General features: G+C 59.8%; 26 protein-coding genes. 17 read left to right on the top strand and 9 right to left on the bottom strand.

The window, feature by feature from the left end; translation table 11 throughout:
- Window positions 1-46: 46 nt before the first annotated feature.
- A complete protein-coding gene (tcdA, locus tag C1N62_RS03245; protein WP_137762275.1) occupies window positions 47-865 on the top strand; it encodes a tRNA cyclic N6-threonylcarbamoyladenosine(37) synthase TcdA in 819 nt (272 codons plus the stop codon).
- Here the strand turns inward: tcdA and csdE are convergent, their stop codons facing one another.
- Complete coding sequence (gene csdE, locus C1N62_RS03250) at window positions 866-1,303, bottom strand: cysteine desulfurase sulfur acceptor subunit CsdE (protein WP_206057775.1); 438 nt, start codon at window positions 1,301-1,303, stop codon at window positions 866-868.
- Window positions 1,304-1,323: 20 nt separating this feature from the next.
- Window positions 1,324-2,529, bottom strand: coding sequence for a cysteine desulfurase CsdA (gene csdA, locus C1N62_RS03255; protein ID WP_137762277.1), 1,206 nt, complete (start codon window positions 2,527-2,529; stop codon window positions 1,324-1,326).
- A 190-nt stretch (window positions 2,530-2,719) separates the two neighbouring features.
- Between csdA and C1N62_RS03260 the strand changes: the two genes are divergently transcribed.
- The 4 genes from C1N62_RS03260 to rlmM all read left to right on the top strand — a co-directional run bounded on the left by C1N62_RS03260 (window position 2,720) and on the right by rlmM (window position 5,775).
- Window positions 2,720-2,941 (top strand): YgdI/YgdR family lipoprotein, encoded by a 222-nt coding sequence (locus C1N62_RS03260; protein ID WP_137764887.1) that lies wholly within the window; start codon window positions 2,720-2,722, stop codon window positions 2,939-2,941.
- Window positions 2,942-3,302: 361 nt separating this feature from the next.
- Window positions 3,303-4,223: a transcriptional regulator GcvA gene (locus tag C1N62_RS03270; RefSeq protein ID WP_137762278.1), complete on the top strand. Its 921-nt coding sequence runs from the start codon at window positions 3,303-3,305 to the stop codon at window positions 4,221-4,223.
- 63 nt (window positions 4,224-4,286) lie between these two features.
- Window positions 4,287-4,682 carry a DUF423 domain-containing protein gene (locus tag C1N62_RS03275; protein WP_137762279.1) on the top strand — a complete coding sequence of 132 codons (396 nt, stop codon included), beginning with the start codon at window positions 4,287-4,289 and terminating at the stop codon, window positions 4,680-4,682.
- Window positions 4,675-5,775, top strand: a complete 1,101-nt coding sequence (gene rlmM / locus C1N62_RS03280) for a 23S rRNA (cytidine(2498)-2'-O)-methyltransferase RlmM (RefSeq protein WP_137762280.1) — start codon at window positions 4,675-4,677, stop codon at window positions 5,773-5,775. The genes C1N62_RS03275 and rlmM overlap by 8 nt, the downstream gene beginning before the upstream one ends.
- A 33-nt stretch (window positions 5,776-5,808) precedes the next feature.
- Here rlmM and xni read toward each other — a convergent pair whose 3' ends face one another.
- The 3 genes from xni to queF form a co-directional block, all read right to left on the bottom strand.
- Window positions 5,809-6,561 carry a flap endonuclease Xni gene (xni, locus tag C1N62_RS03285; protein ID WP_137762281.1) on the bottom strand — a complete coding sequence of 251 codons (753 nt, stop codon included), beginning with the start codon at window positions 6,559-6,561 and terminating at the stop codon, window positions 5,809-5,811.
- A gap of 85 nt (window positions 6,562-6,646) precedes the next feature.
- On the bottom strand, window positions 6,647-8,011 hold the full coding sequence (ppnN, locus tag C1N62_RS03290) for a nucleotide 5'-monophosphate nucleosidase PpnN (RefSeq protein WP_137762282.1): 1,365 nt from the start codon (window positions 8,009-8,011) through the stop codon (window positions 6,647-6,649).
- A gap of 126 nt (window positions 8,012-8,137) precedes the next feature.
- On the bottom strand, window positions 8,138-8,983 hold the full coding sequence (gene queF / locus C1N62_RS03295) for an NADPH-dependent 7-cyano-7-deazaguanine reductase QueF (protein WP_137762283.1): 846 nt from the start codon (window positions 8,981-8,983) through the stop codon (window positions 8,138-8,140).
- A gap of 72 nt (window positions 8,984-9,055) precedes the next feature.
- On the opposite strand from queF, the gene syd reads away from it, so the two are divergent.
- The 4 genes from syd (at window position 9,056) to C1N62_RS03315 (ending at window position 11,832) form a co-directional block, all read left to right on the top strand.
- On the top strand, window positions 9,056-9,601 hold the full coding sequence (gene syd / locus C1N62_RS03300; RefSeq protein WP_137762284.1) for a SecY-interacting protein: 546 nt from the start codon (window positions 9,056-9,058) through the stop codon (window positions 9,599-9,601).
- A gap of 650 nt (window positions 9,602-10,251) precedes the next feature.
- Window positions 10,252-10,578: a YqcC family protein gene (locus C1N62_RS03305; RefSeq protein WP_137764888.1), complete on the top strand. Its 327-nt coding sequence runs from the start codon at window positions 10,252-10,254 to the stop codon at window positions 10,576-10,578.
- 1 nt (window position 10,579) lies between these two features.
- Window positions 10,580-11,353: a tRNA pseudouridine(65) synthase TruC gene (truC, locus tag C1N62_RS03310; RefSeq protein ID WP_137762285.1), complete on the top strand. Its 774-nt coding sequence runs from the start codon at window positions 10,580-10,582 to the stop codon at window positions 11,351-11,353.
- A gap of 29 nt (window positions 11,354-11,382) precedes the next feature.
- Window positions 11,383-11,832 carry a flavodoxin gene (locus tag C1N62_RS03315; RefSeq protein ID WP_137762286.1) on the top strand — a complete coding sequence of 150 codons (450 nt, stop codon included), beginning with the start codon at window positions 11,383-11,385 and terminating at the stop codon, window positions 11,830-11,832.
- Between the two features lie 57 nt (window positions 11,833-11,889).
- Here C1N62_RS03315 and C1N62_RS03320 read toward each other — a convergent pair whose 3' ends face one another.
- The 4 genes from C1N62_RS03320 to map all read right to left on the bottom strand — a co-directional run bounded on the left by C1N62_RS03320 (window position 11,890) and on the right by map (window position 16,805).
- Window positions 11,890-12,282 (bottom strand): DUF3461 family protein, encoded by a 393-nt coding sequence (locus tag C1N62_RS03320; RefSeq protein WP_137762287.1) that lies wholly within the window; start codon window positions 12,280-12,282, stop codon window positions 11,890-11,892.
- A gap of 140 nt (window positions 12,283-12,422) precedes the next feature.
- A complete protein-coding gene (gene dapD, locus C1N62_RS03325) occupies window positions 12,423-13,247 on the bottom strand; it encodes a 2,3,4,5-tetrahydropyridine-2,6-dicarboxylate N-succinyltransferase (protein ID WP_137762288.1) in 825 nt (274 codons plus the stop codon).
- A 45-nt stretch (window positions 13,248-13,292) separates the two neighbouring features.
- Window positions 13,293-15,965 (bottom strand): bifunctional uridylyltransferase/uridylyl-removing protein GlnD, encoded by a 2,673-nt coding sequence (gene glnD / locus C1N62_RS03330; protein ID WP_137762289.1) that lies wholly within the window; start codon window positions 15,963-15,965, stop codon window positions 13,293-13,295.
- Between the two features lie 45 nt (window positions 15,966-16,010).
- Window positions 16,011-16,805 carry a type I methionyl aminopeptidase gene (map, locus tag C1N62_RS03335; protein WP_137762290.1) on the bottom strand — a complete coding sequence of 265 codons (795 nt, stop codon included), beginning with the start codon at window positions 16,803-16,805 and terminating at the stop codon, window positions 16,011-16,013.
- Window positions 16,806-17,151: 346 nt separating this feature from the next.
- Between map and rpsB the strand changes: the two genes are divergently transcribed.
- The 8 genes from rpsB to rseP all read left to right on the top strand — a co-directional run bounded on the left by rpsB (window position 17,152) and on the right by rseP (window position 25,056).
- Window positions 17,152-17,877, top strand: coding sequence for a 30S ribosomal protein S2 (gene rpsB, locus C1N62_RS03340; RefSeq protein ID WP_137762291.1), 726 nt, complete (start codon window positions 17,152-17,154; stop codon window positions 17,875-17,877).
- A 150-nt stretch (window positions 17,878-18,027) separates the two neighbouring features.
- The gene (gene tsf / locus C1N62_RS03345; RefSeq protein WP_137762292.1) at window positions 18,028-18,879 is read left to right on the top strand and encodes a translation elongation factor Ts; all 852 of its coding nucleotides are present in this window, start codon (window positions 18,028-18,030) and stop codon (window positions 18,877-18,879) included.
- Window positions 18,880-19,025: 146 nt separating this feature from the next.
- Window positions 19,026-19,751 carry a UMP kinase gene (pyrH, locus tag C1N62_RS03350; protein WP_137762293.1) on the top strand — a complete coding sequence of 242 codons (726 nt, stop codon included), beginning with the start codon at window positions 19,026-19,028 and terminating at the stop codon, window positions 19,749-19,751.
- A 154-nt stretch (window positions 19,752-19,905) separates the two neighbouring features.
- Window positions 19,906-20,463: a ribosome recycling factor gene (gene frr, locus C1N62_RS03355; protein WP_137762294.1), complete on the top strand. Its 558-nt coding sequence runs from the start codon at window positions 19,906-19,908 to the stop codon at window positions 20,461-20,463.
- 154 nt (window positions 20,464-20,617) lie between these two features.
- Window positions 20,618-21,814, top strand: a complete 1,197-nt coding sequence (gene ispC / locus C1N62_RS03360; protein ID WP_137762295.1) for a 1-deoxy-D-xylulose-5-phosphate reductoisomerase — start codon at window positions 20,618-20,620, stop codon at window positions 21,812-21,814.
- A 235-nt stretch (window positions 21,815-22,049) separates the two neighbouring features.
- The gene (ispU, locus tag C1N62_RS03365; protein WP_137762296.1) at window positions 22,050-22,808 is read left to right on the top strand and encodes a (2E,6E)-farnesyl-diphosphate-specific ditrans,polycis-undecaprenyl-diphosphate synthase; all 759 of its coding nucleotides are present in this window, start codon (window positions 22,050-22,052) and stop codon (window positions 22,806-22,808) included.
- Between the two features lie 9 nt (window positions 22,809-22,817).
- On the top strand, window positions 22,818-23,666 hold the full coding sequence (gene cdsA, locus C1N62_RS03370; protein ID WP_137762297.1) for a phosphatidate cytidylyltransferase: 849 nt from the start codon (window positions 22,818-22,820) through the stop codon (window positions 23,664-23,666).
- Between the two features lie 28 nt (window positions 23,667-23,694).
- The gene (gene rseP / locus C1N62_RS03375) at window positions 23,695-25,056 is read left to right on the top strand and encodes a sigma E protease regulator RseP (protein WP_137762298.1); all 1,362 of its coding nucleotides are present in this window, start codon (window positions 23,695-23,697) and stop codon (window positions 25,054-25,056) included.
- Window positions 25,057-25,067 lie beyond the last annotated feature (11 nt).

Consider the following 25,067-nt stretch of genomic DNA (forward strand, 5'->3'; position numbering starts at 1 on the left):
TATTTATGCATGACCGCCCGCCGGTCCGTTATCTGAGGTAAAAGCCGTGACAACTCCTGCGTACTCTGACGCTTATCTGCAACGTTTTGGCGGCACCGCCCGGCTCTATGGCCAGTCTGCGCTGGCGGTATTTGCCCAGGCGCATGTCTGCGTCATCGGCATCGGCGGCGTCGGCTCCTGGGCCGCCGAGGCACTGGCGCGCACCGGCATCGGTGCCATTACGCTGATTGACATGGATGATGTCTGCGTCACCAACACCAACCGCCAGATCCACGCCCTGAAACAGAGCGTCGGGCAGGCGAAAACCGAGGTGATGGCCGAGCGCATCCGCGCGATCAACCCGGAGTGCCGCGTCACCTGCGTGGATGACTTCATCACGCCAGACAACGTGGCCGAGCTGCTGAACCGCGATTTTAGCTACGTGATTGACGCCATCGACAGCGTGCGGCCAAAGGCGGCGCTGCTGGCCTACTGCCGACGCTTCAAGATCCCGGTGGTGACCACCGGCGGGGCGGGCGGGCAGATCGACCCGACGCGGATTGAGGTGACGGATCTGGCGAAAACCATTCAGGATCCGCTGGCCGCCAAGCTGCGCGAGCGGCTGAAAGGGGAGTTCAACGTGGTGAAAAACAGCAAGGGCAAGCTGGGGATCGACTGCGTATTCTCCAGCGAGCCGCTGGTCTACCCACAGCCGGATGGCTCGGTCTGCGCCTCGCGCAGCACCGCCGAGGGGCCAAAGCGCATGGATTGCGCCGCCGGGTTTGGCGCGGCCACCATGGTGACCGCGACCTTTGGCTTTGTCGCGGTTTCCCATGCGCTGAAGAAGATGGTGGCGAAGGCCGAACGGCTGGCCGCCGCCAGCTAATCAGCCGCCTTCGGTGGCGGCGATGCGCGCCACGGCATCCGCCAGCGCCTGCAAGCCGCCAGCGCGGGTGGCGCTAAGCTGCTGGCGCAGGCCGAGGGTGTCAAACAGCGCCAGCAGATCCCACTGGCGCAGGGCAGCAGGCGTCTGCCCCTCTACTGCCGTCAGGATCACCGCCAGCAGCCCCTTGACGATCCGTCCCTCGCTGTCGCCATAGAAGTGCAGCGTGCCATCCGCATTGCGCTGGTAATCAAACCAGACGCGGTTCTCACAGCCGGACAGCTCCCGCGCCGGCGTTTTCAGCGCCTCATCCATCGGCGGCAGCCGCCGTGCCAGCTGGATCAGCTGGCGATAGCGATCCTCCCACTGGCTGTATCCGGTGAAGGTGGCGACCAGCGCCTCCAGGGTGATCTCCGTCCCGAAGGGGTGGGGGGCGAGCAACATAATTGACTCCAGTCAGGTTAATCCAGCAGCAGGGCGCGAGCCTGACGCACGGCAGCCACCAGCGCCTCCACGTCCTGCGGGGTGTTGTAAGGGGCGAAGGAGGCGCGCAGCGTGCCGCTGACGCCCAGTTGCGCCATCAGCGGCTGGGCGCAGTGCTGGCCAGCGCGCAGCGCGATGCCCTGTTCCGCCAGCAGCGTGACCAGATCGCTGTGGTGCAGATCGGTGAAGTCGAACGCCAGTAGGCTGGAGTCCGACCGGCGGAAGCTGCGAAAGTGCGGCAGCTCCGCCAGCTGACGCTCGGCCTCCCGCGCCAGTTCGCAGCTGTAGCGCTCCGCCGCCGCCATATCCTGTTCCGCCAGCCAGCCAAGAGTGGCGGAGAGGCCAATCACCCCGGCGATATTGGGGGTGCCAGCCTCAAAGCGGTGCGGCGCGGGCTGCTGGCGGTAATCCTCAAAGGTCACCTGACTTATCATCTTGCCGCCGCCCTGCCAGGCATCCATCTCCGCCAGCAGCGCGCTTTTGCCATACAGCACGCCAAGGCCAGTCGGCCCATAGAGCTTATGGGCGGAGAAGGCATAGAAGTCGATGTCCAGCGCCTGCACATCCGGCGGGCAGTGCACCGCGCCCTGCGCGCCATCCACCACCACCAGCGTCTGGTTGGCATGGGCCAGCGCCACTGCGCGCGCCAGATCCGGGCAGCCGCCAGTGACGTTCGACATCTGCCCAAGGGCGAGCAATCGTGTGCGTGGCCGCAATAGCTCAGCTAATGCGTCCACGTCCGGGATCTGCTGCGCATTCAGCGGCAGCGGCAGCACTTTCGCGCCAGTCTGCTCGGCCAGCATCAGCCAGGGCAACAGGTTGGCGTGGTGCTCCGCCTGGCTGACCAGAATCTCATCGCCCGGTTGCAGGCGCGGGCGGAAATAGCCCTGCGCCACCAGATTCAACGCCTCGGTGGCACCGCGCGTCCAGACGATGTCCTGCGGCTGCGGGGCGTGGATCAGGGCCGCCACCTGGGCGCGCGCCGACTCATAGCGGGCGGTCTGCGCCAGCGCCTGCGCGTGCTGGCTGCGGTGCACCGTCACGCCGCCCTGCTGGTAGAAGGCGGTGGTGGCGTCAATCATCGCCTGAGGTTTCAGCGCCGTGGCCGCGCTGTCGAGGTAGCTGCCGGGCTGCGCCAACGCCGGGAAGTGGCGGCGGAAGCCGGCGGGATCAAAGGGGGTCATGACATTCACTCTGTTGGTTACTGGCGGCGATCCTCGCCGATTTGGCGCGCTGGCACAAGACCGCCGCGGCGCCCGGCGGTTTTCTGGCAAACCGTCGGAACTTTGTTATGCTAATTTATGACAGGTGGAAAGATTTTCCCCTGACAACATCAACGATTTCGAGAGTATAACCCTCTACAAGGAGTTCATGATGAAGAAGATAGCGGCAGTGGTTTCTGCGGTAATGCTCACGTGTACTTTGGCTGCCTGTTCCAGCAACTATGTCATGCATACGAATGATGGTCGTACCATCGTTGCTGATGGCAAACCGAAAGTTGATGATGATACCGGGATGATCAGCTACACCGATGCCTACGGCAATCAGCAGCAGATTAACCGTTCCGATGTCAAAGAGATGGTGAAAGGGGAGTAAGCTTCCTGCCTGGCGGGGCACGGCTCCGCCACGGGCAAAAAAAAGCACCGCTAAAGGGCGGTGCTGCATAAAATCACTATTGACAGACAGGGTAAATGTACAGGAAGTGAAAAAGAGTAGCTCGCGCTACTGTGTCTGGATTGCCAGACAACTTGCAAACACAACATCACAACCACAAGCCAAAAGCCTCAGCGTATCCTCATACCCCTCAACTTTTCGTTCCGGCCCGGGAAGTGCCGCCACTATAGGTATTTGCTGGCGCATCCTCAACGGACAAATTATAATGGCTCGGATAAAAAAAACTAATAAGTAACTAAAGATTATTTTATTGCAACCGCATACTAACCAATAAGCTGTCACCATGTCCAAACGTCTACCGCCACTCAATGCCCTAAGGGTGTTTGATGCGGCCGCCCGCCACCTGAGCTTTACCAAGGCGGCAGAAGAGCTGTTCGTTACCCAGGCCGCTGTCAGCCACCAAATCAAGTCACTGGAAGATTTCCTCGGCCTGAAGCTGTTCCGTCGGCGTAACCGCTCGCTGCTGCTGACCGAAGAGGGGCAGAGCTACTACCTTGATATCAAGGAGATCTTCACCGCGCTGAATGACGCCACGCGCAAATTGCAGGCGCGCAGTGCCAAGGGGGCGCTGACGGTCAGCCTGCCGCCCAGCTTCGCTATCCAGTGGCTGGTGCCGCGCCTCTCAGGCTTCAACTCCGCCTATCCTGGCATCGATGTGCGCATCCAGGCGGTTGACCGCGAGGAGGACAAGCTGGCGGATGACGTGGATGTCGCCATTTTTTATGGCCGCGGCAACTGGCCGGGGCTGCGCACCGAGCGCCTCTACGCCGAGTACCTGCTGCCAGCCTGCGCGCCCACGTTGATAACCGGTGGCGAGCACCCGCTGAAAACCCCCGCTGACCTGGCTTACCACACCCTGCTGCATGACTCGTCGCGCCGCGACTGGCTGGCCTACACCCGCCAGCTTGGCTTGCAGCACATCAATGTGCAGCAGGGGCCGATCTTCAGCCACAGTGCAATGGTGGTACAGGCGGCGGTGCATGGGCAGGGGGTGGCGCTGGTGAACAATGTGATGGCACAGATGGAGATTGAGGCGGGCCGGTTGATCTGCCCCTTCAATGACGTGCTGGTAAGTAAAAACGCTTTTTATCTGGTTTGCCATGACAGTCAGGCAGAACTCGGTAAAATAGCGGCCTTCCGACAGTGGATCCTGGCGCGCGCCGCCAGTGAACAGGAAAAATTCCGTTTTCGTTATGAGCATTAAGCACGCGCCGCGCGCGGGCTTTTATCCTCTTTTATCGACAGTTTCACAGCGATGGGCCATACCATGAGCAGCCGTTTCATGTTGATTTTCGCCGCCATCAGCGGCTTTGTGTTTGTCGCGTTGGGCGCGTTTGGTGCCCATGTTTTGAGTGGGTCGCTGGGTGCCAAGGAGATGGCCTGGATCCAGACCGGCCTGAATTATCAGGGTATCCACACCCTGGCAGTGATGGCGCTGGGTGTGGCGATGCAGCGCCGCACCTGCCTCTGGTTCTACTGGAGCGGCGCACTGCTGGCGCTGGGCACGGTGCTGTTCAGCGGCAGCCTCTACTGTCTGGCGCTGTCACAGCTGCGCCTGTGGGTTTTCGTCACGCCGGTCGGGGGATTCTGTTTCCTGGCGGGCTGGGTATTGATGTTGATTGGCGCGTTGCGTCTTAAGAAAAGGGCAGAACGCCATGAATAAATTAGCGTTATATTGCCGTCCGGGCTTTGAAAAAGAGTGCGCGGCGGAGATCACCGAGAAAGCGGCCACCCTTGAGGTGTTTGGCTTTGCGCGTGTGAAAGAGAACAGCGGCTACGTGCTGTTTGAGTGCTACCAGGTGGATGACGCCGATAAGCTGGCGCGTAACCTGCCGTTCCGCGAGCTGATCTTCGCCCGCCAGATGCTGGTGGTCGGCGAGCTGCTGAAAGACCTGCCGGTGGATGACCGGGTGTCGCCGATTGTCGGGATGCTGGTGGGGGTGATTGAGGGCGCGGGCGACCTGCGCGTCGAGGTGCCAGACACCAACGAAGGCAAAGAGCTGACCAAGTTCTGCCGCAAGCTGACGGTGCCGCTGCGCGCCGGGATGCGCGCGCAGAAGGTGATGGCGCAGCGCGAGAACCCGCACCGCCCGGTGGCGCACGTGTTCTTCATCGCTGCCGGTTGCTGCTACGTCGGCTACTCCTACAGCAACAACAACTCGCCGTTCTACATGGGCATTCCGCGCCTGAAGTTCCCGGCCGATGCGCCAAGCCGCTCCACCCTGAAGCTGGAGGAGGCGTTCCACGTCTTTATCCCGGCGGATGAGTGGGACGAGCGTCTGGCGAGTGGTATGCATGCGGTGGATCTGGGCGCCTGCCCCGGCGGCTGGACTTACCAACTGGTGAAGCGCAGCATGATGGTGCACGCGGTGGACAACGGCCCGATGGCCCCAAGCCTGATGGATACCGGCCAGGTGACGCACCATAAGGCCGATGGCTTCCGCTTTGAGCCGACGCGCAGCAACATCTACTGGCTGGTGTGCGACATGGTGGAGAAGCCAGCGCGCGTGGCGCAGCTGATGTCTGACTGGTTGGTGAATGGCTGGTGCCGTGAGGCGATCTTCAACCTGAAGCTGCCGATGAAAAAGCGCTACGAAGAGGTGAGCCAGAACCTGCAACTGATCAAGGCTCGGCTGGATGAGCAGGGCATCAACTCCGAGATCCACGCCAAGCAGCTCTACCACGACCGCGAAGAGGTGACGGTGCACGTGCGCCGTATGTGGTCTGCGGTGCCGGGTCGCCGCGACGAGCGGTAATCCCTGAACGGCGCACCCTGTGCGCCGTTTTTTTTAGGCTGGCAACCTGAGCTGTTGCAGATTGCCATGCAGCGTGACGTCCGTGCGCAGCGTCGCCACCTGCTTGCTGATGAACGCTGCCTCACGGTGCTGCTCCAGCTTCTTGCGCCACTTCTCCGGCACCGCCGCCAGATTCTCATACAGCCCCTCCAACGAGCCCGCTTGCTGCAACAGGGTGACGGCAGTTTTCGGCCCAACGCCGCTGACGCCGGGGATCTTGCTGCTGCCGATACCTGCCAGCCCCCAGAAATCCGGCAATTGCGCCGGTGCCACGCCAAACTCCTGCATCACGAAGGGCAAGTCGAGCCAGCGCTTCTGGAAGTAATCCCGAATCTGTACCTGCGGAGCCAGCAGTTGGCAGTAGCCCTTGTCGGTGGAGACGATGGTCACCTGGTGGCCAGCGGCAGAGACCCTGGCCGCCAGCGTGGCGGCGATGTCATCCGCCTCATGGCCCGGCGACTGCCAGCAGGCGACGCCCGCCGCCTCAAAGGCCGCCCGCAGTTGCGGCAGCTCCTGTTGCAGCGTCTCTGGCATCGGCGTGCGCCCCGCCTTGTAGGCAGGCAGGCTGCGGTGCCGCCAGCTGTCGGCGCGGTCATCCTCATCAAATACCGCCACGGCGTGGGTGGGGCTGGCGTGCTGGCGCAGCTGGTGCAGGGCGTGCAGGCAGGCTTCCTGACAGGGGGAGCCTTGTACGGCATGGATGCGCCGGATCAGGTTCAGGGCATCGACAATCAAAAGGTGGATCATGGTGGGCAGACCTGGTTGAACATTCGCCCGCGGGCAGGGCCACGGGTGAGAAAAGGGGCGCCGCATGGCGGCGCCAGAGTGTGCGTCAGGCGCAGATTTCGTAGCAGGGGATGTAGGCGCTGCCGGGCAGCTTCATCCGGTGCTGGGCGACAAAGCCCTGTAACAGGCTGTCCATCTGCTTCATCAGTTGCGGATCGCCATGCAGCTTGTAGGGGCCAAAAGCCTCAATCGCATGGATGCCGAACTCCTTCACGTTGCCAGCGACAATGCCGGAGAAGGCGCGGCGCAGTGCGGCCGCCAGCGCCTCGGGCGGCTGGTCAGGGAAGAGGTTGAGGGCCGCCATGTTCTCATGGGTCGGCAGGAACGGCAGTTGCAGCGCCGACTCAATGTGGATTGACCAGTTAAAGCTGTAGGCGTCGCCGCTGTTGCGGCGGTTCTCTTTCACCAACGGCATCGCCCGCTTCATTTGGCGCGCCACTTCCGCTGGATCGTCAATGATGATGGTGTAGTGGCGGCGCGCCGCCTCACCCAACGTATTGAAGATAAATTCATCCAGTACGCGGAAGTAATCAGCGCTCTCCTTTGGCCCGGTGAGGATCAGCGGCAGTACCTGATCGTGGTTGGCAGGATCCATCAGGATGCCCAGCAGGTAGAGCAGCTCCTCGGCGGTGCCGACGCCGCCGGGGAAGATGATGATGCCGTGGGCAAGGCGCACGAAGGCCTCCAGCCGCTTCTCAATGTCCGGCATGATGATCAGCTCATTGACCAGCGGGTTCGGCGGCTCGGCGGCAATGATCGACGGTTCAGTCATGCCGATGAAGCGGCCCAATTTATAGCGCTGTTGCGCATGGCCGACCGCCGCGCCCTTCATCGGTGCCTCCATCGCGCCCGGCCCGCAGCCGGTGCAGATATTGAGCTCACGCAGCCCCAGCTCGCTGCCGACGCGGCGCGCGTAGAGGTACTCCGTCTCATTGATGGAGTGGCCGCCCCAGCAGACCACCAGATTCGGGTCTTCATCCAGGTGCAGCGCCCGGGCGTTGCGCAGGATGGAGAAGACGATGTTGGTGATGTGCGCCGGGTTCTCCGGGTCGAGGTGCTGGAAGCGCCCGGCATTGGCCAGCTGCCCGTTGACGAACAGGATGTCGCGCAGCACTGCGAACAGGTTGGCCTGGAGCGAGCGGATGATCCGCCCATCGACAAACGCCTCTTCAGGCGGGTTGACCAGCTCCAGCTTCACGCCGCGCTCACGGCGCAGCACGTTGATGTCAAAGGATTGGTAGCGATCCAGCAACTGTTTGCTGTTATCGGTCTGGCTGCCACTGTTGAGCACGGCCAGGGAGCAGTTACGGAAAAGGCGGTAGAGGTCGCTGCTGGCGGTCCGTTTCAGCATGTCGACCTCAAGTTGGGACAACAGATCCATAGAGCCGAGCGGGCTGATATGTGTAATCAAAATTGCTCCTTACATCCTGTGTGATGCCGTTGTTATCTCTCTTAACCTTCTTAACCTTAACGGCGCTCCCGGCGTTTTACCAATGGTGGCGTGATGTTCGGCGCTTTGTTGAGCAGCGCCTCCCAATTACTGCCGAACCAGACGCCCGTTGGCTGGCGTAAAGTCAAAGTTGGCGCGCCACGGGTTGATGTCCAGACCGCCGCGACGGGTGTAGCGTGCATAGACCGCCAGCTTCTCCGGCTGGAAGAAGCGCATCAGGTCATTGAAGATACGTTCCACGCACTGCTCATGGAACTCATTGTGATGGCGGAAGGAGACCAGATAGCGCAGCAGCGCCTCGCGATCGATCTGGTTGCCGCGATAGTGGATCTGCACCGAACCCCAGTCTGGCTGGTGGGTGATCAGGCAGTTGGATTTCAACACATGGCTGACCAGCGTCTCCTCTACCGGCGCGCCACCGCGGGCCTGCTCAAGGAAATCAGTGCTGAACTCATAGCTGTCGATGCGGATATCCTGCTCATCAATGCACTCGCCGTGGAAGCGGCTGATGGGCTGCCCCTCCACCTCGCTAAGGCGGAACAGCTCGACCGTCACCTCACCGTCGGCGCAACGGGAGAGATCGCGTTGCAGGGTGGCCTGCACCTCTTCCCAACTGGCAAAGTGGGTCTGGTTAAAGCTGTTGAGGTAGAGCTTGAAGCTTTTTGACTCCACCAGATTCTGGCTGCTGGCATCCAGCCGCACCTCACCGACCGCCACCTGCGGCAGGCCATTGGCGTTCAGCCAGGAGAGTTCGTAGAGCGTCCAGATGTCCGCGCCGTGGAACGGCAGGTTGTCCGGGTAAAGTCCCAGCGGTTCGCGGTTCATGCTGCGCGGCACGGCCTGGAGCAGGGCAGCGTCATAGTGATCCTGGTAGGCGGTGGGTTTCCCCAGCGTCAGTTGTTGCAGAGCCTGATGCTCCTGATAAGAAGACATGCTGTCACCTTACGTTGAGAGAGTTACAATGCCGATAGTTTACCGTACCCCCGTCCAGGAGATGAGAGAAATATGACAGAGACCGCACAGGCGCTGGCCGCCTTTACCCAGCGCTATGAGGCATTATGGCGCAATGAAACCGGTTTACCTCCTGCCAGTGAGGCACTGTTGGGTGTGCCTTCGCCCTGCATCGTACGCAGCAGCGACAGCGAGGTTTTCTGGCAAGCGCAGCCCTTTACCCCGGCGGCAACGCTGGTGGCGGTGGAGCGCGCGCTGGAGATCCGCCTGCGCGAGGAGATTCATCCCTTCTATACCAGCCAATATGCCGGTGATATGGGTGCCAATTTTGACGGACAGGCGTTGACGCTGCTACAAGTATGGAGTGAAGAGGATTTTACCCGCCTGCAGGAGAATCTGATTGGCCATTTGGTGACGCAAAAGCGCCTGAAACTCTCGCCGACGCTGTTCATCGCCACCACTGATTCAGAAATGACCATGGTGTCGCTCTGCAATGTCAGTGGCAACGTAGTACTTGAACAATTTGGCACCGCCAAGCGTACGGTGCTCGCCCCGACCCTGGACGCCTTCCTGACCCAATTGGAACCGGTTCTATCGTAGCGTTTATTGCCAATTTATTTGTGAGATATCTCTTACAAAGAGTGTGAGACATTGCTTTTAATTTCGCGTGTAATTATTTGGCTGTAATTTGAAAAGTTTTCCTTTTCAATTAGTTAAGTAAGTTTGTTCTAAGCTTATTACAAGAACGTGTAACGATAAGGACTTACACTGGCTTGCGGGGAAAGGTCAAATAAGCGAATGTATTAGCACCAGAGGGAAATACTGGTGAAACAGGGTAATCAGGATGATCCCCGTTTCAAAAAAAGGAGAGCGTCCAGGATGGAGGCAGGAGGCGTCAGGATGAGGCCAGGAGACTTCAAGGATGAGGTAAGGGACACCTCCAGGACGGAGAAAGAGAGCTTGTCCACGGAGCCGACAAGTGGGTCAGGATGACTAAAGGATACGCACCGGCAGGGTGCAGGATGACGCGTCAGGATGAAAGAGGGACGGCCGCAAGGGATGGCTGGGTTAGGATAACCGCGGGAAAAGTTTTCAAGGATCGAGCAGGGAGCACACAGGTAGCGGGATCGCTGCAAAACGAACCGGGGGTACTGTTTATACAGTACCCCCTTTTTTTATGCCCGTCGCTGAACAGGTTTGGTGCTATGCTCTGCCGGCCAACGGTTTGAGAAGCAAGTTGAGAGTTGATGATGAGTAAAGAGACCCAAGTCCAGCACTGTCTGCTGGAAATTGAAGAGGCGATGAAGGCAGCGGCCCTGTGGCAGGCGGCACCGCCGGCCCCGGCAGCCTTTGAGAGCACGGAGCCTTTCAGCGTGGATACCATGGACGCCGAGCAGTGGTTGCAGTGGGTATTTCTGCCACGTATGCAGGCCCTGCTGGCGCAGCGTGCCACGTTCCCCACCCGCTTTGCCCTGACCCCCTATTTTGAGGTGGCCTTCACCCAGGCGGGCACACCGGCCCCGGCCCTGCTGGCGGCGTTGCAGCGCCTTGACGACCTGCTGAACCAAGACGCCTAAGATGCTGGAAATCCTTTACCAAGATGAACATCTGGTGGCGGTCAACAAGCCCGCCGGCTGGCTGGTGCACCGTAGCTGGCTCGACCGCCATGAGACGCAATTTGTGATGCAGACCCTGCGCGACCAGATTGGCCAGCATGTGTTTACCGTCCATCGCCTTGACCGGCCCACCTCTGGCGTGTTGCTGATGGGGCTGTCGAGCGAGGTGGGCCGCCTGCTCTCGCAACAGTTTGAGCAGCGGCAGGTAGGCAAAACCTACCACGCGATAGTGCGCGGTTATGTGCTGGAAGATGGCACCATTGACTATGCGCTGACCGAGGAGCTGGACAAGATCGCCGACAAGTTCAGCCAGCCGGACAAGGCCCCGCAGCCGGCGGTCAGCCACTACCGCGCGCTGGCACAGGCAGAGGTGCCGCTGGCGATTGGCCGCTACCCGACCTCACGCTACAGCCTGCTGGAACTGACGCCGGAAACCGGCCGCAAGCACCAGTTGCGCCGCCACATGGCCCATTTGCGCCACCCGATTGTCGGCGACACCACCCACGGTGACTTGCGCCAGAACCGGGGCATCGCCAGCCACTTCGACTGTCCCGGCCTGATGCTGCACGCCAGCCATATGACGCTGGCGCACCCGGTGACCGGCGCGCCACTGGCGATCACCGCCCGCTGGGATGCTCGCTGGCAGCGGCTGACCCACGCCTTCGGCTGGCAGGGAAAACTGCCCGCGTTGGAAAGGGTTGAGTTTCCCGACGAGTCGGGTCAGGATAACGGCTGATCTCAATCACCCAGAGGGGAGGAGTCACCATGGCTCAGGTGGGTATTTTTGTTGGGACCGTCTACGGCAATGCGTTGCTGGTGGCGGAAGATGCGGAAGCCATCCTTACCAAGCAGGGTCATCAGGTGACGCTGTTTGAGGAGGGGACGCTGGAGGCGTGGCAGTGCTACCGCTCCCACTATGCGCTGGTTGTCACCTCGACCACCGGGCAGGGCAACCTGCCGGACTCCATCGTGCCGCTGTATGAGGCGATCCGTGAGCAGCTGGGCTACCAGCCAGAGTTGCGTTACGGCATCATCGCGCTGGGCGACAGCAGCTATGACCACTTCTGCGGCGCGGGGCGCTCCTTCGATGCGCTGTTGCAGGAGCAGGGTGCGGCGCGGCTCGGTGAGCGTCTGGAGATTGACGCCATGGAGCAGCCGGAGCCGGAAGTCGTGAGCGGCCCCTGGGTGCAGCAGTGGGGCACACTGCTCAAATAAAAAAAGAGTGGCCAGGTGCCACTCTTTTTTTACGTCTCTCTCTGCTGGCCTGTGCCCCTAGCGGCCGTTTTTGGTCAGCTTCTCCAGATCGGCCTCAATCTCACTGATCTTGTTGGCGACCACTGACTCCAAATGGCGCAGGTCATCGAGGATTTTGTGCTTCAGGTCAACTTCCTCCTGATCGCGCTGGCAGATCTGGTCAAGCTCATCAATCACATAGCGTAGGTTTGGGTTGATCTCATGGATATCCCGGAAGCCCTGCGTCGTGTTGTCAGCCACCACGGTTTTCCGCTGGCGTGGATATTTGAACTTCACGCTTTTGGCGAAAAACTCCCCCTTATCCTTTCTGAAGTAGATTTTGAGAATATCGTTGTTGGCCTCCTGGCGCAGGCTGTAACGATCAATGTCATCCGGGTTGGCAATCCCCAGGCCTTTCAGGTTGTCATACATAGCGGCACCTTTTGGTTATTTTCCACCCCCTATTATGGCGTGAATAGATGAACCGGGGTGTGACGCCAGACAAGGCCGCTTACAGAGAGGCAAAAAAATAGCGGGCCAGAGGCCCGCTACGTGTCATTGTCAGACAGGGATCAGTCGATGGAGCGCAGCAGCTCGTTGATGCCGACTTTGCCACGGGTTTTGGCATCCACTTTCTTCACGATCACTGCGCAGTAGAGGCTGTAGCTGCCATCTTTGGACGGCAGGTTGCCGGAAACCACTACCGAGCCAGCCGGTACGCGGCCGTAGTGCACTTCGCCGGTTTCGCGGTCATAGATCTTGGTGCTCTGGCCAATGTAGACGCCCATGGAGATCACGGAACCCTCTTCCACGATCACACCCTCGACCACTTCAGAGCGCGCGCCGATGAAGCAGTTGTCTTCGATGATGGTCGGGTTGGCCTGCAGCGGCTCCAGTACGCCACCGATGCCGACGCCGCCGGAGAGGTGGACGTTTTTGCCGATCTGCGCACAGGAGCCAACGGTGGCCCAGGTGTCAACCATGGTGCCTTCATCGACATAGGCGCCGATATTGACGTAGGAGGGCATCAGCACAGTGTTGCGGGCGATGAACGCACCCTGACGCACAGCGGCAGGCGGCACCACACGGAAGCCCTCTTTCTGGAAGCGCGCTTCGTCGTAGCCAGCAAATTTCATCGGCACTTTGTCGTAGTAACGGGTTTCCGCGCCATCGATAACCTGGTTGTCGTTGATGCGGAAGGAGAGCAGCACGGCCTTTTTCAGCCACTGATGCGTTACCCACTGGCCATCGACCTTCTCGGCGACGCGCAGCGCGCCGCTGTCCAGCAGACCGATAACCTGGTTAATCGCTTCGCGCGTTACGGTGTCTACGTTCGCCGGGGTGATCTCTGCGCGGCGCTCGAAGGCGTTTTCAATAACGGTTTGTAATTGCTGCATCCTGATGTCTGTCCTGATTTGTCATTTAGAGAAAAACTACTTTTATCACACTTTATCGTTCGGATTGAGTGCTTCTGTCAATCGTTGTTCCAGCTTTCGCCGCGTCTCGCGGTTCAGCGCGCGCCGATCGCCATCCGCCAGGATGAAGAGATCCTCCACCCGCTCGCCGATGGTGGTGATGCGCGCGCCATGCAGCGACAGCCCCAGATCGGAGAAGACCTCGCCCACCCGCGCCAGCAGGCCGGGCTGGTCGAGGGCCACCAGCTCCAAATAACTGCGGCGATCGGTGTGGGTCGGCAGGAAGTTGACGTTGGTCGGCACGCTGAAGTGGCGCAGCTTCGAGGAGGGGCGGCGCGCGCGCGGCGGCTGGTACTCCTGGGTGGTGGCCTGCGCCAGCGCCTGACGGATCGCCTCGTGGCGATCCGCTGCCAGCGGGCTGCCGTCCGGCTCCAGCACAATAAAGGTGTCCATCGCCATGCCGTCGCGGTTGGTGAAGATCTGCGCGTCATGGATGCTCAGGTTGCGGCGATCCAGCTCGCCAGCCACCGTGGCGAACAGGTAGGGGCGGTCGGGCGCCCAGATGAAGATTTCCGTGCCGCCGCGCGTGGCCTGACGGCTCACCAACACCAACGGCTGGCTGGCGTCGTGATCCAGCAGGTGGCGGGCGTGCCACGCCAGCTGGTTGGGCGAGTGGCGCAGGAAGTAGTCGGCGCGGCAGCGGCTCCAGAGATGGTGCAGCGCCTCCTCATCAATGTTGTCCATGCGCAGCAGCGCCAGCGCTTGCAGGCGGTGGTGGCGCACCCGCTCGCGCAGGTCAGGGCTGTTCTGCATCCCGCGGCGCAACTGCTTCTCGGTGGCGAAGTAGAGTTCGCGCAACAGGCTCTGTTTCCAGCTGTTCCAGAGGGTCTCATTGGTGGCGCAGATGTCGGCCACGGTCAGGCTGATGAGGTAGCGCAGCCGGGTTTCACTCTGCACCTCGGCGGAGAATTGCTGGATCACCGTCGGATCCTGGATGTCGCGCCGCTGGGCGGTCACGGACATCAGCAGGTGGCAGCGCACCAGCCAGGCCACCAGCTGGCTCTCGCGCGAGTTGAGGCCATGCAGGCTGGCGAACTCCAGCACATCCTGTGCGCCGAGGATCGAGTGGTCGCCGCCGCGCCCCTTGGCGATGTCATGGAATAGCGCCGCCACTAGCAGCAGCTCCGGGTGCGGCAGGCGCGGGTAGATCTCGACGCACAGCGGATGGCGCGGGCGCGTCTCCTCATCGGCGAAGCTCTCCAGCTTTTGCAGCACCCGGATGGTGTGTTCATCCACCGTGTAGGCATGGAACAGGTCGAACTGCATCTGGCCGACGATGTTGCTCCACTGCGGCATATAGGCCAGCAGCACACTGTGGCGGTGCATTGGCACCAACGCCCGCGACACCGCGCCGGGGTGGCGCAGGATCGCCATGAACAGGTCGCGCGCCGCCGGAATGGTGCAGAGCGGCGCGGCGAGGTGGCGGCGGGCGTGGCGCAACTGGCGCAGCGTGGTGGAGTAGATGCCCTCGATGTCGCGGTTGCGCACCATCAGGTAGAACATCCGCACGATGGCTTCAGGCTTGCGCTCAAACAGCGTCTCGTCGCGCAGGTCAATCAGGTTGCCGCGCAGCTGGAACTCCTCATCCAACGGGCGCGGCTTCTCATGGGCACCGATGGCAAGGATCGCCTCATCAAACAGTTGCAGCAGCATGTGGTTCAGCTCGCCGACGCGGCGCGTTACGCGGTAGAAATCTTTCATCATCCGCTCCACCGGCTCATTACCCTCGCCTTGGTACTGCAACAGCTGGGCGACGTTGAGCTGGCGGTCAAACAGCAGCCGGTTGTCATAGCGCGGCAGCACCAGATGCAGGGCGAAGCGGATGCGCCAGAGGAAGCTCTGGCACTCATTTAGCTCGTTGCGCTCCGCCTTGGTGAGGAAGCCGAAGCCCACCATCTCATCCAGCGAGGTGGCACCAAAGTGGCGGCGCGCCACCCACAGCAGGGTGTGGATGTCACGCAGGCCGCCGGGGCTGCTTTTGATGTCCGGCTCCAGGTTGTAGCTGGTGCCGTGGTAGCGCAGGTGGCGGTCGTGCTGCTCCTGGATCTTGGCCTGAAAGAAGTCCGGCGACGGCCAGAAGCCCTCGCTGAAGATGTGCTTCTGCATCGAGAGGAACAGCGCCACGTCGCCGCAGATCATGCGTGACTCAATCAGGTTGGTGGCGACCGTCAGATCCGCCAGTCCCTCCAACAGGCACTCCTCGAGCGTGCGCACGCTGTGGCCCACCTCCAGCTTCAGATCCCACAACAGGGTGATCAGTTCGCCGCCGCGCTGCGCCTGCTCGTCGCTCAGGCGTTTCTGGCTCAGGATCAGCACGTCGATGTCCGAAAGCGGGTGCAACTCGCCCCGGCCATAGCCGCCCACCGCCACCAGCGCGGTCTCTGGGATCTGCTCAAAGCCGTAGAAGCGCCACAGCCGACGCAGCAGGCGATCGATGTAGCGGCTGCGCGCCGCCACCAGCGTCTCGGCGCTGCCGCCAGCGTTGAAGGCATCGGCCAGCCACTGCTGGAAGGTCTCCAGCTGCTGCTTCAGGATGGCACGGGTCAGTTGCTCATCCTGGAGCGTGCTGGGGGAGGGCGGCTGCTCAGGCAGCAGATGCTCAGGCACCACCGGGATTTCTTGTTCGAGGAAAGTAGACATAAGCGCCGCCCATTAAAAAGCCGGCGTGCGCCGGCTTGTTCTTTTTTACTGTTCGTGCGTAATCACCGCAGGCAAGGTGTCGTCCTTGCGCAGGGTCATTATTTCACAGCCGTTCTCTGTCACCACAATAGTATGCTCATACTGGGCCGACAAGCTGCGATCCTTGGTTTTTACCGTCCAGCCATCTTTCATGGTGCGGATGCGGTAGTCACCGGCGTTGACCATCGGTTCGATGGTGAAGGCCATGCCCGGTTGCAGCACCACGCCGCCGTCATCGGTGTCATAGTGCAGCACCTGCGGCTCCTCGTGGAAGCCCTCGCCGATGCCGTGGCCACAGTACTCGCGTACCACGGAGAAGTTCTCCGCTTCGACGAACTGCTGGATCGCCTTGCCGAGGGTACGCAGGCGGATGCCGGGGCGCACCATCTTGATCGCCAGGTAGAGGCTCTCCTGGGTAATGCGGCAGAGGCGCTCGCCAAGGATGGTGGGCTTGCCGACGATGAACATCTTGGAGGTGTCACCGTGGAAGCCATCTTTGATCACCGTGACGTCGATGTTGACGATGTCGCCATCCTTCAGCACCTTGTCATCGCTCGGGATGCCGTGGCACACCACCTCATTAATGGAGATGCAAACCGACTTCGGGAAGCCGTGGTAGTTCAGGCAGGCGGAGACCGCCTGCTGCTGTTCGGTGATGTGCGCGTGGCAGATACGGTCCAGCTCGCCGGTGGTCACACCCGGTTTGACGTGTGGCTCGATGATCTCCAGCACTTCCGCGGCCAGGCGGCCGGCAACGCGCATTTTCTGAATGTCTTCAGCAGTTTTGATTGAAATTGCCATGAATGTTTCCGCAGGTATTCGGGGGCGCTGCCCGTTGGGGCGCAGCAAAGAGTCAATAGGGCAATATGGTATCAGCCCGGTTGTGGGCTGCCAAACGCTGATTTTCCGTCGCGCCGTGGCGCAACAACTATTGGAGTCTGGGGCGGGATTGTGGTATAAAGCGCGCCGGCGAACCGCATCTGCGTCGTAATTAATGACCGGACGGTATCGGCCAACTAAACTCATATGTGTATAACACACACGTATCGGCACATGCGCCGGGGTGCCCCGCGAAGTTCGCTTCAACGGGTCGGCGTTATGGGATACGTGGAGGCATAACCCCAACATCTACTATAGAGGTTTTATCATGGCAACTGTTTCCATGCGCGACATGCTCAAGGCTGGTGTTCACTTCGGTCACCAGACCCGTTACTGGAACCCGAAAATGAAGCCGTTCATCTTCGGTGCACGTAACAAGGTTCACATCATCAACCTTGAGAAGACCGTACCGATGTTCAACGAAGCTCTGGCTGAGCTGACCAAGATCTCTTCCCGTAAAGGTAAGATCCTGTTCGTTGGTACCAAGCGCGCTGCAAGCGAAGCGGTAAAAGAGTCAGCTAACAGCTGCGACCAGTTCTTCGTGAACCATCGCTGGTTGGGCGGCATGCTGACCAACTGGAAAACCGTTCGTCAGTCCATCAAGCGTCTGAAAGATCTGGAAACCCAGTCCCAAGACGGTACCTTCGACAAGCTGACCAAGAAAGAAGCTCTGATGCGTACCCGTGAGCTGGAAAAACTGGAAAACAGCCTGGGCGGTATCAAAGACATGGGCGGCCTGCCGGACGCACTGTTCGTTATCGATGCTGACCACGAGCACATCGCGATCAAAGAAGCTAACAACCTGGGTATCCCGGTATTCTCCATCGTTGATACCAACTCCGATCCGGATGGCGTTGACTTCATTATCCCGGGTAACGACGACGCAATCCGTGCAGTAAGCCTGTACCTGAGCGCTGTTGCTGCCGCTGTTCGTGAAGGCCGTTCGCAAGATCTGGCTGTTCAGGCAGAAGACAGCTTCGTAGAAGCTGAATAATAAGGCACGCTCTTACTGAGCCCTTATTAACCAGGTATTGAATATGGTTGGTTAGGGGGCCTTTTATAGGCCCCCTTTGCTTATCTTAAATGCGAGAACCGTCTCTGTGAGAGCCTCTCGCTCCCCCACGAGATAACCGAGGAAAATAGAATGGCTGAAATTACCGCATCCCTGGTAAAAGAGCTGCGCGAGCGTACCGGCGCAGGCATGATGGATTGCAAGAAAGCGCTGGTTGAAGCAGGCGGCGATATCGAGCTGGCAATCGAAAACATGCGTAAATCTGGTGCGATCAAAGCAGCGAAGAAAGCAGGCAACGTGGCTGCTGACGGCGTGATCATCACCAAGATCGACGGTACTTACGGCATCATTCTGGAAGTTAACTGCCAGACTGACTTCGTGGCAAAAGACAGCGGCTTCCAGGCCTTTGCTAACAAAGTGCTGGACGCGGCGATGGCAGGCAAGATCACTGACGTTGAAGTTCTGAAAGCGCAGTTCGAAGAAGAGCGCGTGGCACTGGTTGCGAAAATCGGTGAGAACATCAACATCCGTCGCGTAGCTTCCCTGGAAGGCGAAGTACTGGGTTCTTACCAGCACGGCGCGCGTATCGGTGTTCTGGTTGCGGCTAAAAACGCAAGCGAAGAGCTGGTTAAGCAGCTGGCGATGCACATCGCAGCAAGCAAGCCGGAATTCGTGAAGCCGGAAGACGTCTCTGCTGAAGTAGTAGAGAAAGAGTACCAGGTTCAGCTGGACATCGCGATGCAGTCTGGCAAGCCGAAAGAGATCGCAGAGAAAATGGTTGAAGGCCGCATGAAGAAATTCACCGGCGAAGTTTCTCTGACTGGCCAGCCTTTCGTCATGGACCCGAGCAAATCTGTTGCTCAGCTGCTGAAAGAGCAGAACGCTGACGTCACTGACTTCATCCGCTTCGAAGTGGGCGAAGGCATTGAGAAAGTTGAGACTGACTTTGCTGCTGAAGTTGCAGCAATGAGCAAACAGTCTTAATGACTTACGGAGCCGCCATCAGGCGGTTCCGTTTTATCCAGCCAGATTTATCCCAATGACATCCTGCCTTGTAGCGCCTGCAACAAAGTTGTGATGTGATACACAAAAAACCCCACTACTCTCACTGCTTCTTAGGACAGAACACCATGGCAACCAATGCAAAACCCGTATATCAGCGAATCCTGCTTAAGCTGAGTGGCGAAGCCCTGCAAGGCGCAGAAGGTTTTGGTATCGACGCTAGCGTTTTGGATCGTATGGCACAGGAAGTAAAGGAATTGGTCGAGCTGGGCATCCAGGTCGGTGTGGTCATTGGCGGGGGTAACTTATTCCGTGGTGCAGGTCTGGCGCAAGCTGGCATGAACCGCGTAGTGGGCGATCACATGGGAATGCTGGCCACCGTCATGAACGGTCTGGCGATGCGTGATGCGCTGCACCGTGCCTATGTGAATGCCCGCCTGATGTCTGCCATTCCGCTGAATGGCGTGTGCGACAACTACAGTTGGGCGGAGGCGATCAGCCTGCTGCGCAACAACCGCGTGGTGATCTTCTCCGCCGGTACGGGCAACCCCTTCTTCACCACCGACTCCGCTGCCTGCCTGCGCGGCATCGAGATCGAGGCCGACGTAGTGCTGAAAGCCACCAAAGTGGACGGCGTTTACTCAGCGGACCCGGTGAAGAACCCGGATGCCACCCTGTACGATCAGCTCTCCTACGCCGATGTGCTGGAGCGCGAACTGAAGGTGATGGATCTCGCCGCCTTTACCCTGGCGCGCGACCACAACCTGCCGATCCGCGTGTTCAACATGAACAAGCCGGGCGCACTGCGCCGTGTGGTGATGGGCGAGAAAGAAGGCACGCTGATCTGCAAATAACGGTCTGCCGTTAAGTTTGCTATCATGGGGGCCATCCGGGCCGGTCACCGACCTGGCCCCCATGCTATCTTTGGCCAGCTCTGCTGGTTTAAGTATTTACGGGCTATACTAGACGTAGAGTCTGCCAAGTAACCAGTTTTCAAGGGTTCGCAACGTGATTAACGAAATCAAAAAAGATGCTGAAACGCGCATGGAAAAATGCGTCGACGCGTTTAAAAACCACATCAGCAAAATCCGTACAGGCCGTGCATCCCCAAGCCTCCTGGATGGTATCCAGGTGGAGTATTACGGCTCCGCAACACCGCTGCGCCAGCTGGCGAACGTGGTGGCGGAAGATGCGCGCACCCTGGCAATCACTGTCTTCGACCGCACCCTGGGTCCGGCCGTGGAAAAAGCGATCATGGCGTCTGACCTGGGTCTGAACCCCTCTTCAGCCGGCACCGTGATCCGCGTTCCGCTGCCACCGCTGACCGAAGAGCGTCGCCGCGACCTGATCAAGGTAGTACGTGGTGAAGCAGAGCAGGGCCGTGTCTCGGTTCGCAACGTTCGTCGCGATGCCAACGACAAAGTCAAAGCGCTGCTGAAAGACAAAGAGATCAGCGAAGATGAAGAGCGTCGCTCCCAGGACGACGTCCAGAAGATGACCGACGTCTTCATCAAGAAAATCGATGCCGCCCTGGCAGAGAAAGAAGCGGAATTAATGGAGTTTTAATTTCCGCGTGAAATAAAGCGTCGCCTTGGCGGCGCTTTATTATTTTATACGGTGATATTTCTGTTTTACCGCTGAAATCCCATAGACATCTGACGTCTCAGGTTTCAGACTGGACGCCTTCTAATCATAATAAACAGTTATTCAGAGCACCCTCATGAAGCAACTGACCATTCTGGGTTCCACCGGCTCTATTGGCCTTAGCACCCTGGCCGTGATTCGCGCCAACCCCCAGCAATTTGCAGTGAAGGCCCTGGTGGCCGGATACAATGTTGATGTCATGGCGCAACAGTGCGCCGAGTTCCATCCTGACTACGCGGCAATGGCCGATGAACAGGCCGCCCATGACCTGCGGCGGCGGCTGGCAGAGCTGAACCTCAAGACCGAAGTACTGGCAGGGGAGGGCGCAGCCTGCGAACTGGCGGCGCTGGATGGCGTCGACCAGGTGATGGCCGCCATTGTCGGTGCCGCTGGCCTGCTGCCAACGCTGGCCGCCATCCGGGCCGGCAAGCAGGTGCTGCTGGCCAACAAAGAGTCGCTGGTGACCTGCGGGCGCATCTTTATGGATGCGGTCGCCCAAAGCGGCGCGCAACTGCTGCCTATCGACAGCGAGCACAACGCCATCTTCCAGAGCCTGCCGGAGGCAATCCAGACCCGCCTCGGCTATGCCTCGCTGGAGGAGCATGGCGTCTCGCGCATCATCCTGACCGGTTCCGGTGGCCCGTTCCGCGAAACCGCGCTCACTGAGCTGCCAATGATGACCCCGGCCCAAGCCTGCGCCCATCCCAACTGGTCGATGGGGCGTAAAATCTCCGTGGACTCCGCCACCATGATGAACAAGGGGCTGGAGTACATTGAGGCGCGCTGGCTGTTCAACGCCTCCGCCGAGCAGATGGAGGTGATCCTGCATCCGCAATCGGTGATCCACTCCATGGTGCGCTACCGTGATGGCAGCGTGCTGGCGCAGCTTGGCTCGCCAGACATGCGAACCCCCATCGCCCACGCGATGGCCTACCCACAGCGGGTGGGGGCGGGCGTCGAGCCGCTGGACTTCTGCCGCATTGGCGCGCTGACCTTCATGGAGCCTGACTACCAGCGCTATCCGTGCCTGCAACTGGCGATTGAAGCCTGCAATGCCGGGCAGGCGGCCACCACGGCGCTGAACGCAGCCAATGAGGTGGCGGTCGCGGCATTTTTGAATAATGAGATCCGCTTCACCGACATCGCCGCGGTAAACCGCCGCGTCCTTGATACACTGGCGCTGTCAGAACCGCACGCTGTAGAGGACGTGCTGGCGATTGACCGCCAGGCGCGCGATGCCGCGTTAAGCGTGGTCGGCGCCGGTTGCCGTTGAGCTATCTGCTTGCAATGCGGGCCGTTTGTCGATGATAGGTGAAAATGATATAGTCAGCGCCACCCGGCACTCTGTTATGAATATCAGTAAAATGCATGTACAGCGGTACGATGCCGCTGGCAGGCCGGGGGCAGTTTAGGGTAAGCCGTGCCTGGTTCACGGCTTTTTTGCGCACACAGGGCCTTATGTTCCGGTAGCACTGTTGTATTTCTGATTGAGGAAATAAGTACGCGTTATGTCGTCCGCAAATCAACACGGGGCTGACCTGCCCATCCCGGGACCACGCCACGTTGCCATTATCATGGATGGCAATGGCCGTTGGGCTAAACGTCAGGGAAAGTTACGCATCTTTGGTCATAAAGCAGGGGTGAAATCGGTACGCCGGGCGGTAAGCTTTGCGGCCAACCATCATCTCGATGCACTCACGCTTTATGCCTTTAGCAGTGAAAACTGGAATCGCCCCGCACAGGAAGTCTCTGCCTTGATGGAGTTGTTCATCAGGGCGCTGGACAGCGAAGTCAAAAGTCTGCATAAACATAACGTCCGCTTACGGATTATCGGCGATACCAGCCGTTTCAGTCCCCGTTTGCAGGAGCGTATCCGCCGTTCAGAAGCGTTGACCGCTGAAAATGATGGCCTGACGCTGAACATCGCCGCGAATTATGGCGGCCGGTGGGATATTATTCAGGGAGTGAAAACGCTTGCGCGGCAGGTACAGGCCGGCGAGCTGCACCCGGAGCAGATTACAGAGGAAGCCCTGGGCGACCTGGTTTGTCTGCATGAACTGGCCCCCGTGGATCTGGTTATCCGTACGGGCGGGGAGCACCGGATCAGTAACTTTTTGCTGTGGCAGATTGCCTACGCGGAACTTTACTTTACCGATATCCTCTGGCCTGACTTTGATGAACATGTCTTTGAAGGTGCGCTGAATGCATTTGCACATCGCGAGCGCCGCTTCGGGGGAACAACACCTATCGGCGCTGATGCGTCCTAGGGGGAACTTTTGCTGAAGTATCGCCTCATCACCGCGTTTATTTTGATCCCCATTGTCATTGCCGCGCTGTTTCTGCTTCCGCCGGTGGGGTTCGCCATTGTCACTCTGATCGTTTGCATGCTTGCTGCTTGGGAGTGGGGCCAGCTGGCTGGCTTCGCTTCGCGTAACCAGCGGGTCTGGCTGGCCATTCTGTGCGGCTTCCTGCTGGCGCTGATGATGCTGACCCTCCCTGCTTACCGCCAGTCGTTGCACGTGCCGCAGGTCAGCCTGTCGCTTTGGGCGTCGCTGGTCTGGTGGGGCGTGGCACTGCTGCTGGTGCTGTTCTACCCGCGCTCGGCGGGGCTGTGGCGCAAGTCAAAGCCACTGCGCCTGCTGTTTGGGCTGCTGACCATCGTCCCTTTCTTCTGGGGCATGGTGGCGCTGCGCCAGTATGGCTACGAGGAGAACCACGCGAACGGTGCATGGTGGCTGCTGTATGTCATGCTGCTGGTGTGGGGCGCAGACTCGGGTGCCTATGTATTCGGCAAGCTGTTTGGCAAGCATAAGCTGGCCCCTAAGGTCTCGCCGGGCAAAACCTGGCAGGGCCTGATTGGCGGGTTGGTGACCTCGGCGGTGATTGCCTGGCTGTTCGGGCGCTTTGCCCCGCTCAGCATCCAGCCGATGATGCTGCTGGTCTGCTCCATCGTCGCCGCGCTGGCCTCGGTGCTGGGCGACCTGACAGAGAGCATGTTCAAGCGTGAGGCCGGTATCAAGGACAGCGGCAACCTTATCCCTGGTCATGGCGGTATCCTTGACCGTATCGACAGCCTGACGGCGGCAGTGCCGGTCTTTGCCTGCCTGATGCTGTTGGTGTTTTGAACGGTCTGAGACGGGGAGTGGTGGGATTATGATGAGCATACTCTGGAGCCTGGCGGCCTTTATCGTGGCGCTGGGCGTGTTAATCACCGTACATGAGTTCGGTCACTTCTGGGTCGCCCGCCGCTGTGGCGTGCAGGTTGAGCGCTTCTCCATCGGCTTTGGCCGCGCCCTGTGGCGGCGCACCGATCGCCAGGGCACGGAGTATGTCATCGCCCTGATCCCCCTTGGTGGTTACGTCAAGATGCTGGATGAGCGCGTGGAGTCGGTTCCGCCGGAACTGCGCCACCGCTCCTTCAACAACAAAACCGTCTGGCAACGTGCCGCTATCATCAGCGCCGGGCCGATCGCCAACTTCATTTTCGCCATCTTCGCCTACTGGCTGGTGTTCATCATCGGCGTGCCGAGCCTGCGCCCGGTGGTGGGGGAGGTGCTGCCCGACTCCGTGGCGGCGCACGCTGAAATTTCTCCCGGCATGGAACTTAAGTCACTTGGTGGCATCGAAACGCCTGATTGGGATTCGGTGCGTCTGGAGCTAATTGGCAAAATTGGCGATGCGCAAACCACGGTGACAGTGGCGCCATTTGGTGCTGGCATGAGCCGGGAGGTGGAGAAGCGCCTCGACCTGCGCCAGTGGCAGTTTGAGCCAGATAAGCAGGATCCCGTTGTGGCACTGGGCATCGTGCCGCGCGGCCCGACGATCGAAAAGGTGCTGGCGGAAGTACAGGCCGGTTCGGCGGCGGAAAAAGCGGGTTTGCAACCCGGTGATAGGATCGTTAAAGTCAATGGTCAGCCGCTGGCGCAGTGGCGAACCTTTGTCGCTGACGTACGCGACAATGCCGGCAAGCCGCTGGCGATTGAGATTGAACGGGCGGGCTCGCCGCTGTCCGTGACCCTGGTGCCAGATAGCAAACCGGCTGGCCGGGCAGGGGTAGAGGGATTTGCCGGGGTTGTACCCAAGGTCATCCCGCTGCCTGACGAGTACAAGACGATTCGCCAGTATGGGCCGTTTACGGCGCTCTACGAAGCCGGAGACAAGACCTGGCAGCTGATGAAGCTAACCGTGTCCATGCTGGGTAAGTTGATTACCGGCGATGTGAAGCTGAACAACCTGAGTGGCCCTATCTCGATTGCACAGGGCGCTGGGATGTCAGCGGAGTTTGGGTTGGTCTACTACCTGATGTTTTTGGCGCTGATTAGCGTGAACCTCGGGATTATCAACCTGTTCCCACTGCCGGTACTGGATGGTGGACACCTGCTCTTTTTGGCGATTGAAAAGCTGAAGGGCGGGCCGGTTTCTGAGCGAGTACAAGACTTCAGCTACCGCATCGGCTCCGTATTGCTGGTGTTGTTAATGGGACTTGCACTTTTCAATGATTTCTCCCGCCTCTGAGGCAGGGGATT

It is taken from the genome of Nissabacter sp. SGAir0207 (assembly GCF_005491205.1).
Taxonomy (GTDB): Bacteria; Pseudomonadota; Gammaproteobacteria; order Enterobacterales; family Enterobacteriaceae; genus Chimaeribacter.

What these genes read in the sequence shown, in the direction of transcription:
- queF (WP_137762283.1), bottom strand. Translation starts at nt 8,983, where the DNA reads ATGTCTTCTTATCAGGAGCATCAGGCTCTGCAACAACTGACGCTGGGG.
- xni (WP_137762281.1), bottom strand. Translation starts at nt 6,561, where the DNA reads ATGATCCACCTTTTGATTGTCGATGCCCTGAACCTGATCCGGCGCATC.
- C1N62_RS03320 (WP_137762287.1), bottom strand. Translation starts at nt 12,282, where the DNA reads ATGTATGACAACCTGAAAGGCCTGGGGATTGCCAACCCGGATGACATT.
- C1N62_RS03270 (WP_137762278.1), top strand. Translation starts at nt 3,303, where the DNA reads ATGTCCAAACGTCTACCGCCACTCAATGCCCTAAGGGTGTTTGATGCG.
- dapD (WP_137762288.1), bottom strand. Translation starts at nt 13,247, where the DNA reads ATGCAGCAATTACAAACCGTTATTGAAAACGCCTTCGAGCGCCGCGCA.
- C1N62_RS03260 (WP_137764887.1), top strand. Translation starts at nt 2,720, where the DNA reads ATGAAGAAGATAGCGGCAGTGGTTTCTGCGGTAATGCTCACGTGTACT.
- pyrH (WP_137762293.1), top strand. Translation starts at nt 19,026, where the DNA reads ATGGCAACCAATGCAAAACCCGTATATCAGCGAATCCTGCTTAAGCTG.
- C1N62_RS03275 (WP_137762279.1), top strand. Translation starts at nt 4,287, where the DNA reads ATGAGCAGCCGTTTCATGTTGATTTTCGCCGCCATCAGCGGCTTTGTG.
- rlmM (WP_137762280.1), top strand. Translation starts at nt 4,675, where the DNA reads ATGAATAAATTAGCGTTATATTGCCGTCCGGGCTTTGAAAAAGAGTGC.
- map (WP_137762290.1), bottom strand. Translation starts at nt 16,805, where the DNA reads ATGGCAATTTCAATCAAAACTGCTGAAGACATTCAGAAAATGCGCGTT.
- ispC (WP_137762295.1), top strand. Translation starts at nt 20,618, where the DNA reads ATGAAGCAACTGACCATTCTGGGTTCCACCGGCTCTATTGGCCTTAGC.
- csdA (WP_137762277.1), bottom strand. Translation starts at nt 2,529, where the DNA reads ATGACCCCCTTTGATCCCGCCGGCTTCCGCCGCCACTTCCCGGCGTTG.
- rseP (WP_137762298.1), top strand. Translation starts at nt 23,695, where the DNA reads ATGATGAGCATACTCTGGAGCCTGGCGGCCTTTATCGTGGCGCTGGGC.
- ispU (WP_137762296.1), top strand. Translation starts at nt 22,050, where the DNA reads ATGTCGTCCGCAAATCAACACGGGGCTGACCTGCCCATCCCGGGACCA.
- glnD (WP_137762289.1), bottom strand. Translation starts at nt 15,965, where the DNA reads ATGTCTACTTTCCTCGAACAAGAAATCCCGGTGGTGCCTGAGCATCTG.
- syd (WP_137762284.1), top strand. Translation starts at nt 9,056, where the DNA reads ATGACAGAGACCGCACAGGCGCTGGCCGCCTTTACCCAGCGCTATGAG.
- C1N62_RS03305 (WP_137764888.1), top strand. Translation starts at nt 10,252, where the DNA reads ATGAGTAAAGAGACCCAAGTCCAGCACTGTCTGCTGGAAATTGAAGAG.
- C1N62_RS03315 (WP_137762286.1), top strand. Translation starts at nt 11,383, where the DNA reads ATGGCTCAGGTGGGTATTTTTGTTGGGACCGTCTACGGCAATGCGTTG.
- rpsB (WP_137762291.1), top strand. Translation starts at nt 17,152, where the DNA reads ATGGCAACTGTTTCCATGCGCGACATGCTCAAGGCTGGTGTTCACTTC.
- truC (WP_137762285.1), top strand. Translation starts at nt 10,580, where the DNA reads ATGCTGGAAATCCTTTACCAAGATGAACATCTGGTGGCGGTCAACAAG.
- tsf (WP_137762292.1), top strand. Translation starts at nt 18,028, where the DNA reads ATGGCTGAAATTACCGCATCCCTGGTAAAAGAGCTGCGCGAGCGTACC.